Below are 11,799 nucleotides of genomic sequence, written 5' to 3' on the forward strand. Positions count from 1 at the left end.
TAGTAAACCAGTTACCATGGAAAATAATGTAAAAGGATTTGAATTGTCACCCCTGCAAAAGCGAACATGGCGTTTACAGGCTGACGGTAATCCACTGTACGCACTGGCTTCATTCCGTATTACTGGTGTCACAGATCCCGGCAGCATCAAAACGCTGCTGGAAAGCCAGCTGGAAGCGCATGAAATATTCCATACCCGCTACGAAAAGGTAGCGCAGATGCAGTATCCGTTTCAGGTAACGGGTTGGAAGAAATGCTACGCAATACAGGTAACAGATATCTCCCTCGAAGAAAGTGAAATGCAGAGCGTCATCATAGACAATCTGTTTGAATCTTTGCTGACAGGCAAAACGTCACCCGATGAAGATATACTGACTGAAATAGCGATCGTTAAAACCCGGCCGGCTGAATGTCTTTTACTGATCAAAGTAGATGCACTTTCAGGAGATACCGGAGTGATCATGAATGTAGTAAACGAACTGCTGGCCGCTATCGATGGCCTTTGCGAATTACTGGATAATGAAAACTACCCCTACGTTCAGTTTGCCCAATGGCAACAGGAACTGATGAATGAGAACAATGAAGATGGAGAAAGATTCTGGCTGGAAAGAAGAAATAGCCAGGAACATCAACAACAATTGCCCTTCAGTATCATTTCAAAAAACAATGAACAAACCCCATCAAGGCCGACAACCTTAAGTATGGACATCGATGCCGCGTTACAGACTGACATAAAGCGCTTCTGCGCAGAAAAGTCTGTGACGCAGGCTGTCCTGCTGAAAACTGCCTGGACCGTGTTATTGGCAGATTACATGGACTACACCGGAAATTTTGTGCTGGGTAGCGTAGAAAACGGACGTCATTATGACGCCTTTGCATCCATCAACGGTCCGCTGTTTAAAACAGTACCATTCAAAACTGCCATTGCCAGAACAGACAAAATACAGGAGGTTTTACAAAGGATAGCCGCCGAAACAGAACAGGTGGCGGAATGGCAGGATTATTACTTTAATATCCCCGGTATACAACGCTGGCAGGATGCTGTAAAATTTGATCTGCTATTCGAATATCACGAACTGCAACACCCGCTGACCATTCATGTAAAAGCAGTACTGGACAGTATTTATGTACATACTGAACCCTGCAGTCTGAAATTGTTCTGTTATGATTATAGCGGTCCGGCCGGTCTGGTGGCAGAGCTTTACTATGATCCTGCTGTAATGAACAATGCGCAGGCCCTGCTGATCAAAGAACGTTTCAGTTATATACTGCAGCAACTGATCGGAGACGGGACAAAAACACTGGCTGATATCCGCGGCTGCACCGGACAGGAATATGCACATATCGTCAATAATATGTACCTGCCTGGTATCACAAATAATGAGGTACCAGCTTTATCCATTCCGGCTTATTTTGATTCCATCCTGCCTTCAGTAGCAGACCGCCCGGCAGTTGGCTTCAAACACAAGCAGCTGACATATACTGAACTGAATGAACGGGCAAATGCCTATGCACATCACCTGATACGCAGATATGGCGTGAAACCTGGTGATATTGTTGCCTTCCAGATACCCAGATCCACTAATATGGTGATCGCAATAATGGGTATTCTGAAAGCGGGCGCTGCATTCTTACCACTGGATATCGCAGCGCCGGAAGAAAGAGTAAAATTCATTCTCCAGGATAGCGCAGCAAAAGTGCTCATCACGCAGTCTCAGTTAATTCCTGCGCTGCAGGGTATAACACAACATTGGGCCCTGGAAGATGGTATTGGTGAGATTGAAACTTTCACCTCCACGCCGCAGGTTGATATAGACCCATCCTCGCCAGCCTACCTGATTTATACATCAGGTTCTACCGGAAAACCCAAAGGTGTGCTGATAGCTCACACAGCCTTGTTGAACTACAGCCGTTGGTTTAGTACCATATACGATATTACACCGGATGATACTTCGGTATTATTTTCATCCATTGCGTTTGACCTTGGTTTTACCAATCTCTGGCCTTTGCTCCTCAGTGGAGGCCAGGTCCAGCTGCTGGAAGAAACACAGCTGCTGGATACCGCCGGTCTTTGCAATCTGTTGTTGGAGAAAGGAGTGACAGTCATTAAGCTGACTCCATCGCATTTCAACCTGCTGCTGAATGAACCCGGATTTGATGAAATGGCGCCCGATCTGAAGCTAAAGCTGATCGTACTGGGCGGTGAGGCAATAAGGCCGCAGGACCTGGAAGCGTACTTCACGTTAAACCCATCTATCACTTTTGTCAATCATTATGGTCCCACAGAAACGACCATCGGTACGGCTTCCCGACGTATTAAAGCAGCTGATTTTCAGGCATTCAGACAAACGCCTGTTATTGGCAAACCGGTAACAGGGAACAGCATCTTTATACTGGATGAACAGCATCGCATATTACCTTATGGTAGTACTGGTGAGATCTGTGTATCCGGTGCCGGACTGGCGATCGGCTATCTGAACGGAGCAACACAAAACCAGGAAAAGTTTATTGAACATCCACTGGACCCTTCTGCCAAACTCTATAAAACCGGTGATCTTGGTCGCTATACGCTGAACGGTGAAATACAGTTCCTCGGCAGGAAAGATTTCCAGGTGAAAATTAACGGCTACCGTATCGAACCTGAGGAGATCAGAAATGTACTGATATTATATCCCGATATTCAGGATGCAGCAGTACTATACGTTCCTCAGGCGACAGGAGAGGGTAGCCTGGCTGCCTATTTCAGCGCGGAGGAGCCGCTCGAAAAGAATAAAATACAGGAGTTTTTAACCCGGCATCTGCCACAATACATGATACCCGCTTACTTCATACAGATAGGCGCAATTCCGCTGACACCGAACGGTAAAATCGACCGCAAGGCTTTATTGGAATTACCGCTTGAAAGAGCTGCCAGCGCTGAGTATGTTGAACCCGAAAAAGAGCTGGAAAAACAAATAGCCCAGTTATGGAAGGAAATTCTCTGCGTAAGTAAGATCGGTGTCCATGACAATTTCTTCGACCTGGGAGGTAATTCGCTCAAGCTGATCCTTATGCTGAGAGAATTGTCAAAGATCTTCCCCGGAAAGGTAACACTCACTGACCTGTTCCGCTACAATACGATTTCTTCTATCATCCGGTTCCTGGGACAGGAAGAGCCGGAAGCAGCTGTTGCTGGTTTCGAAATCTAATTCCCTTCACGTTAAAATATCAAGTAATGCTTAATAATAAAGATGTCGCCATTATAGGCATGAGCGGCGTATTCCCCGAAGCGGACGATCTTGGTGCATTCTACGAAAATCTGAAAACAGGTCGTGACAGCGTCCGCCCTGTTTCAGAGACCCGTCTGGGAGCATGCAGCCTGGATATGTCCCTGGTATATCGTCCGTTTGCCTATCTCGAAAGGACCGACACCTTCGATCACAAGTACTTCAGGATATCGAAGAGCGAAGCGGAAATGATGGAACCGTCACAACGTATTTGTCTTGAGATGGCAGTGAAAGCCATTGAACATGCCGGTTATAAACCGGAGGACCTGAATGGCTCAAATACTGCGGTATACCTGGCTTCCCGTACATGGGCAGCTATTCAGTATTACCTGCTGGCCAACTACGATGATAATCCAAACATCTTTACCGGTACTCTTAGCTCCATGATCTATGGCCGTATTTCCAACTGGCTGAACCTCCAGGGCCCAACGATGATGATCGATGCAGCTTGTGCATCCTCTCTCGTGGCTATTAAAGAAGCTTACGATAAGCTGGTGCAGGGTGAAGTGGATTATGCCATTGCAGGTGGTCTGGGTCTTAATATCAACCTCATGAAGGTGACCGATCATGGCCACCTGGGTACTTACAGCCCTGATGCACGTTGTAAAGCATTTGATGCAAGCGCAGATGGGGTTGTAGCAGGAGAGGGCGGCGGCCTGGTCCTGATGAAACGTCTGGAAGATGCGGTACGCGACCGGGATACCATTTATGCTATTGTAAAAGGTGGGGCCAGCAGCCATAACGGAAGCCGTTCAAATGGCATTCTCGCTCCAAGTCCACAGGCACAGTCACTCGTAATACAACAGGCCTGGAAAAACGCAGCAGTCGATCCTGCTACTATTAGCTACATTGAAGCACATGGTACAGGTACCAAACTGGGCGACCCGATCGAATTCAGTGCGATTACTGAGGCCTTCGAAAAGAATGGGGTGAAGGGTAAGAATTGCGCAGTCGGCGCTTTAAAAAGTAATATCGGGCACCTTGGTAGTGGTGCCGGTGTTGGCGGTGTGATCAAAGCAGCATTATCACTGAAAAACAAACAGCTGTTCCCCTCATTGCATTATAAAACCCCCAATCCATACATCGACTTTGAAAATACAAACGCCTATATCAATACATCCCTGAAGGACTGGAAATCAGAAAACGGTCCCAGAAGATGTGGCGTAAGTGCATTCGGACTAAGTGGCAGTAACGCGCACCTCGTACTGGAAGAGTATGAAAATACAGCTACACAGGAGGCGCCTGAACATTACGTGCTGAAAGTATCGGCGAAATCACCGGTGGCTTTACAGAACTATATCACTAACATCAGTAGCTTCCTGAATGGCGTAAGCAACTCCTGGGCCGATGCATTGTACACACTCAACAGAGGTCGTTCTGACTTTGATTACAGGGTTTGTTTTACGGCTGATAATAAAGAAACACTGTTACAGCAACTGAAGAATTATGCAAAAGCCGCTCAGACAGTAACGCCGCGTGAAGTAGTACTGTTGCTGGGTAACGGCGGTTTGCCTTCAGCTACGCTGTCTGCATATATAAAAGCGTATCCTGTATTTGCAGCAACGTTTAACAGCCTTTGTCCGGGATACCCCGCTGTAACACCAGACGAAGACCTGCTGGTGTTTGCTACACAATACGCTATCTGTCGTCAGTTGCAGGCATTCGGTATTAAATTCCCCGTGGTGATAGGAACCGGTATTGGAAAATATATATCCAGGGTAATTAAAGGAGAGTTGAAAGCAGAAGATGTGCCGGTACTCCTGAAAACAGACAAAGAACGTCAGCCTGCAGATAAAGAGAAACTCAGAATGATTGTTAGGAATCTGCTGGAGAAAAACCCTTCTCTGTTCCTGGAGCTGGGCGCCGATCATACAATGTCAGATCTCCTGAAAGAATGGGCGGGAGCGCTGAATATTCCTCAGAACACGATCTTCAGTCATGCTGGCACAGCCGGAAACCTGCTCTCGTTATTCGCAGATCTATACAATGCTGGTGTGACGGCTGACTGGGACGAACATTATACTGGTAAAAATTATCATAAAGTAGAATGTCCTGTTTATCCTTTTGAAAAGACCAGATGCTGGTTCACAGAACCAACCTGGCAACAGCAGGAAACTGTCAGTGACTGGTATTACAAACTTCATTGGACGCATGTCGCCCCCAAAGACAAGAGCCTTGCCTCATTGAAAGACCGCTTGCTGCTTGTCTTCACCGATAAAGAAGGTGTATCTGATGCACTGGTGACAATACTGGAAGAGAAAGGTAACCGTTGTGTATGCGTAACACCAGGTACCGGGTTTGAAATGGTGTCAGATAAGTTGTTCCGCGTGAATTATACAGACGAAAAAGATTATCGCCTGTTATCCGACAGTCTGCATGCACTATATGGCAAGCTGGATGGTATCGTCTACCTGAGCGGCTTCTTCAAACCGGTTGAGTCTGAGTTGACAGTAACAGACGCACAGCTACAGACAGCTTTCTATGGCTTGTTTAATGCCTGTAAGACATTCTCAAATTATTTTACAAAAGCTAATTTTAATCTGGCCGTCCTCACAGGAAACGTACATGCCGTAGTAGAAGATGATCAGCAGCTTTCGCCAATAGCGTCACTGGCGCCAGGTATGATCAAAGCTGCCCTGGCAGAATACTACACCCTCAGAACAACCTGCGTGGATGTAGACGCACTGAATACTTCGCCGCTGAGCATTGCCACACTTTTGTCGGAAGAATTGTCCGGCGATGATCTGGTCCGCTTTGTGGCCTACCGTCAGGGTAAACGCTATGTACAGGAGCTGAACCGTGTGGACAACACCGGACAAACAAACAGCACCTATCAGCTGGAAGAGAACGGCGTATATCTCCTTACCGGTGGTCATAGTGGTATTGGGCTCGAAATAGCCAAAGCAGTGGCCTCTCGTGTAAAAGCTACCTTGCTGATCATCGGCAGACGATCCGCTGAGGAAGTCGCTCCGCAGATACAAACACTCGAACAGTTGGGTAGTAAAGTATATTACTACTCCGCAGATATAAGCAGTAATAATGAACTGGACATTGTATTTACTGATATCAAAAAACGCTTTGATCGGTTGGCAGGTGTTATTCATAGCGCTGGCATCGGTAGTAGCGGAACGGCTATCGGAAAGCGCAATATTGCGGATATAGCAACAACCTTCGCGCCTAAAGTACAGGGTTCTGTTCTCCTGGAACAATACACCCGTTCACTCGATCCGGGTTTCTTCGTTGTCTTTTCTTCTGTTGCAGCATTGGTACCAGCCAGCGCAAGTGCTGACTATTCTACGGCGAACGTATTCCAGGATGCCTTCGCAGCCTACTGGCGCAGGAAAGGTCGCAACTTCATTAGTGTTAACTGGCCGGACTGGAAAGAAACAGGACTGGCCTATAGAAAGACTTTACTGCAATCAGCAGAAGAAGTGATGCAGCGCTACTCTTATCTGGAGCCTATCGGCAATGCTGATGGTGTCGAGGCCTTCTTCAAGGCACTGGAACAGCAAAAGCCACGTTTCATCGTAGTGAAAGCAGATTTCAGAAACTTTATCATCAACCCATACTTTAAGATCGGTACGATCAAAAAGCAGCAGGCAGCAGAAGAAACAGAGGAAAGCAAATTCTCTGCATTCATAAGAGGTGCAGGGAGTGAGTTTAGTCCTACAGAACTGCAACTGGCAGGTATCTGGCATGAGGTGCTGAAATTAGACGAAGTACATCCGGAAGATGATTTCTACGATCTGGGAGGGCACTCGCTGAACATTATCAGGATGCTCAATAAAGTAGAACAGCAGATGAATGTTACAATGCCTATCGCCGAATTGCTCGATAACAGTACCCTGGCAGGTATTGCAGCGCATATAGATACGATCCGCGAAAGTCAGGAAGTGAAGGTCGCCAGTAGTATCCCCCGCATACAGGACGCAGAATATACAGAATTATCGCATGCGCAACTACGCTTTTGGTTGCTGCACCAGCCGGAGACAGGAAGGGAAGCTTACAACGTCCCTATTGCATATCGTCTGAAAGGAAAGGTGGACATCAGCGCACTGGAAACTGCATTGAATGTATTTGTCAGCAGACACGAAAGTCTCAGAACAATATACGTACTGCAGAAAGGTGTACCTGTTCAAAAGGTATTACCGCTGGAAGAAACTGGTTTCACTTTCCAGGTGCACGATTTACGTAACCAGCCGGATGCCGCACAACTGGCAGCGGATAAGGTAAGGGAAGCAGCTGGAACTGCGTTTGACCTGGCCGCCGGACCTGTAATACAGGCTTATCTCTACCAGGTGGCCGATGACGATTACGTTTTTATGATGGTCCTGCATCATATCTGCTCGGACGGACGTTCCATGGAGATCTTGCGGAATGAAGTGCTGGAATGTTATAAAGCAGCATTGCAAAAGAAAACACCGGCACTGCCCGCATTAAATATCCATTATAAAGATTATGCGGCCTGGCAGAACGAACGTATCCGCAACGGTTACTTTGATGCACACAAAGCCTACTGGCGCGAAAGATTGGCCAATATGCAGTCCATTTCACTGGAGAAACACTTTGACTATCCACGCCCGGTACAGGAACAGTTCGAAGCTGGCTACAACGTATTCTTCCTGCCTTCAGAAACAACGGCAAAACTAAAAGCGCTCGGCAATAACAGCACATTGTTCATCAACACCCTCCTGATCTATCAGATCCTGCTTTCTGCTTATGCAGACAGCACTGATATAGTTGTCGGTACGCCGGTCGGCGGACGTGAACACGCCGATCTGGAAAATCAACTGGGTAACTACCTGAATACATTGCTGCTTTACACCCGGGTGGAAAAAGAACTGCCGTTCAACGAAATGCTCGAAAAAGTAAAAGAACAAACATTCACTGACTACAGTTACCAGGGTTATCCATTTGATATCCTGGTGGATGAGCTGAAGCTACGCGACAGCATGAATGGTTTTGAAACAGGGTTTACCTGGAATACACGTCTGGCATCCGGTACCGATCAGGCACTGGATTTTGAGATCGAAGAATATGCAACAGGATTTAATAAAGCCAAGGCTGATATCTGGTTGCATGTGACCGAACTGAATGACGGTTTGCAGGTAGGATTCCTCTACAAAAGATCCATATTCAAAGACGATACGATCCTGTTGTTGTCCAGTCGCTTCCAGTCACTCATTGAACAGTGTATTCAGCATCCTGAGATCAGGATCAGTGACCTCTGTCTGGAGATAGCCGCAGAAACTGATACGGTGAAAAATCAAATAGCATTTGACTTTAATTTTTAAATAAAGCTGCTCTACCCGGTAGCTGCGTGTGCCGTGGCCCTCTCTCACACGCTATGGAGACATTACGCCCCTGTTCTGTGGCTTGTACCACAAGGGAGGGGGGCCACGGTGCCGTCGGCTACCGGTTATATATACAATATTTCAACAACGCCAAATATCTCATCTCATTATGGAACTATTAAATACGGCCATACAAAAACAGTCTTTTGAATACTGGCTGAAAAAGATCACCGTACAAAATGACTGGTTAGCGGATTACATAGAAGAACAGGACGAATTGCCCTTGTTGCTATCAAGAGAAATACCAGGGCTGGTAGCGGAAGATCTCCGTAAAGTAGCCCGGAACGATATTTCAGCATATGTATTATTCTTCTCTGTCTATTCTTTCCTGTTATATCGCTATTTCGGTAAGAACTGTCTGATCACCTCGCCCGATCTGAAATTGTTTCCACCTTCTGCTGCAGACCGCCTGCTGTTTTATACCAGCACGATCGCAGAAGAAAAAACATTCAAGGAGGTCATCGCTGATTTCCAGCAGGAACTGATGTCCGTATTGGAAAAACGAGATATAGATATTTATGCGTTGTTAGGAGCCGCAGAAAATAAAGGCGTCGATACCGATCGCCTGCAATGCTTCGGTTTCCAGCACGAAACGGTGAGTGAGCAATCACAGTTTGCAGATAATAGCAGACTGAAACTGACCATTCGTGAGCATGAAGGCACTTTCGTAGTACAGTTGCAGGTAAACGGTTTCAGAGAAGGAAAACTGATAGGACAGCAGTTCATCGATCACTATGCTTACTTGTTGGGAAATATTCGTACCCTGCTCGATCGCCGTGTCGCTGATACGGAACTCCCTTCAGCTGCAGCTGTAAAATTAGCCATACCGGAAGACGCCAAAACCGTACTGGATCTTTTTAATACACAGGTAGAACAGCACCCCGAACAGATCGCACTGGCCAGCCGTGGTGTACAATATACCTATGCAAAACTGGATGAAGAAAGTAATAAACTGGCTAACTATCTGCTGACAGAAGAACACATCTCCAAAGGCCAGCGTGTTGCATTACTGCTGCCTCGCAGCGAATGGATCGTGACGGGTATATTAGGCATCTTTAAGGCAGGTGCCGCCTTTGTACCGTTGGATCCTGCCTGGCCGGCCAACAGGATCCAATATATCCTGGATGACGCAGGGGTGGATGTATTACTGACAACCACAGACTACCTGTCCCATTTGCCAGAGTTCAAAGGAACATTATTTGCCTTCGATATACAGCAGGATATGCTGACTGCTGCTGATACACCAGCAGTTACAATCAGCGGAACAGATGCCGCCTATATCATGTATACTTCTGGCACCACCGGAAAGCCAAAAGGTGTTGTTATCGAACATAAAGGGATCGCCAACTACGCACACTGGCTGCATGATGATTTCCAGTTTGGTACAAACGACTCCACTATCCTGGTAACGTCCTACGCGTTTGACCTCGGATATACAGGTATATGGGGCGCTATTCCATGGGGTGCTACCCTGCACATTCCTGGAGAGGATTATAGTAAAATGCCGGAGAAACTATATGATTACCTGGCAGCAGAACAGATCAGCTTTATCAAGTTAACGCCCTCTCTTTTCCATCTGCTACTGAACGCTGGTAATAATACAGCCAGATTGTCACTGAAGAAAATATTCCTGGGCGGAGAAATGATCCGTCCGGCAGACATCGCTGCATTTACAGCACAATATCCGGATACCCAGTTTGTGAATCACTACGGACCTACCGAAAGTACTGTAGGCTGTATCTTTCATCGCATCCCCCGCGAAAACTTTTCCGCTTTTGCTGCCCGTCCCGTGATAGGTAAGCCTATCAGAAATACGGAAGTACTGATATTGGATGAATATCAGCATACACTGCCACAAGGCGTATGGGGGGAAATTTGCGTTAGCGGACCAGGTCTGGCACAAGGCTACCTGAACGCACCGGAAATAAGCAAAAAACAGTTTATCCGTAAAAAAGAAGCGGTAACTGGTCGTGTATACAGAACCGGTGATTATGGCCGTTATCTCACCAATGGTACGATCGAATTAAAAGGCCGTAAAGATAATCAGGCAAAGATCAGAGGATACAGGGTAGAACTGGAAGAGATTGAAAAATGCCTTGCGAAATATCCTGATATCTATGAAGCAGCCGTTTTGCTTCAACGGACGGAAGGCGAACAGCACGCAAAACTGGTGGCATTCTATACGGCTGTAGACAACAAAAAAGAACTAAGTGCAGAATCACTTATAAATTTCCTGAAAGCCTATCTGCCTGACTATATGATTCCTTCGGATATCATTCCGCTCGATGTAATGCCTGTAAATGAAAACGGAAAGCTAAACAGACAACAGTTATCTGCCTCTCTTGCGACAAAAAACAACCGTCGTCGTAATAAACAGGTATCGCCGGTAAATGAAACAGAACGTGTTATCCTGAAAGTATGGCAGGATGTGCTGAAAAGAAATGATATCAGTACGATTGACAGCTTTTTTGAACTGGGAGGAAACTCATTGTTACTCGTACAGGTAAACATCCTGTTAAATGAAGTATTTCCTGCGCTGACAATAACAGACCTTTTTGCCCATATTAATATAGCAGCACTGGCTGCACATATCGACCAGACAGAAGATGCCGCTGGTATGAGCCTGGCAGGTACTGGTATTCAATTTCCGCCCGACTATTTTACTACTTCATCGACGCCTTCCACAGAACTGTTTGTGAAATTAGGTGAAGAGGCAAGTGCCGCCGTGAGTGCATCTGCCATCGCCTGCGGTATCTCCGAAACAGATATCTGCATTGGAACTTTTGCCTATGCGTTGGCGAAATCGGCTGGAACGGGAGATGTGCTCTTCCATTTGTACGAAGGTGAGGGCAAGCTGAAACGTTTGTCTGTACCTGTACACCGTGCGGAAACAAAAGAACAGTTATACAGTACTGCCGCCTTACAGAGCGCTCATCCGGAATTGATCTTTGCTGCTGATAACGTGATCCGCCCGGCAGGAAAAGAGCAGGAAATGATCTGGCCATTGGTGAGTTTGAATGGCAGACCCGCAGTAGCGAACGGCATTTTTGATATCGTACTTACCATTCAGGATAGAAATGGAGTACTGGCATTCTCCCTGGAGCATGCATCCCGTATAAATGCCGAAAAAATGGAAACATTACTTGACCTGTTCGTCAGCATGCTCGAACGTGCCTGATG

At 46.6% G+C, this 11,799-nt stretch carries 3 protein-coding genes; all 3 read left to right on the forward strand.

Going from position 1 to position 11,799, the window contains the following annotated elements; all coding sequences use genetic code 11:
- Window positions 1–16: 16 nt before the first annotated feature.
- The 3 genes from BMZ72_RS31220 to BMZ72_RS31230 all read left to right on the forward strand — a co-directional run bounded on the left by BMZ72_RS31220 (window position 17) and on the right by BMZ72_RS31230 (window position 11,797).
- On the forward strand, window positions 17–3,187 hold the full coding sequence (locus tag BMZ72_RS31220) for a non-ribosomal peptide synthetase (RefSeq protein ID WP_089814542.1): 3,171 nt from the start codon (window positions 17–19) through the stop codon (window positions 3,185–3,187).
- A 26-nt stretch (window positions 3,188–3,213) separates the two neighbouring features.
- Window positions 3,214–8,559 carry an SDR family NAD(P)-dependent oxidoreductase gene (locus BMZ72_RS31225; protein WP_089814544.1) on the forward strand — a complete coding sequence of 1,782 codons (5,346 nt, stop codon included), beginning with the start codon at window positions 3,214–3,216 and terminating at the stop codon, window positions 8,557–8,559.
- A gap of 169 nt (window positions 8,560–8,728) precedes the next feature.
- Window positions 8,729–11,797 carry a non-ribosomal peptide synthetase gene (locus tag BMZ72_RS31230; RefSeq protein WP_089814545.1) on the forward strand — a complete coding sequence of 1,023 codons (3,069 nt, stop codon included), beginning with the start codon at window positions 8,729–8,731 and terminating at the stop codon, window positions 11,795–11,797.
- Window positions 11,798–11,799: the final 2 nt, after the last annotated feature.

Source organism: Chitinophaga sp. YR627 (assembly GCF_900114995.1).
Taxonomy (GTDB): Bacteria; Bacteroidota; Bacteroidia; order Chitinophagales; family Chitinophagaceae; genus Chitinophaga.

Bases quoted from the DNA above. Each gene is read 5' to 3' on its own strand.
- BMZ72_RS31225 (WP_089814544.1), top strand. From the start codon at position 3,214: ATGCTTAATAATAAAGATGTCGCCATTATAGGCATGAGCGGCGTATTC.
- BMZ72_RS31220 (WP_089814542.1), top strand. From the start codon at position 17: ATGGAAAATAATGTAAAAGGATTTGAATTGTCACCCCTGCAAAAGCGA.
- BMZ72_RS31230 (WP_089814545.1), top strand. From the start codon at position 8,729: ATGGAACTATTAAATACGGCCATACAAAAACAGTCTTTTGAATACTGG.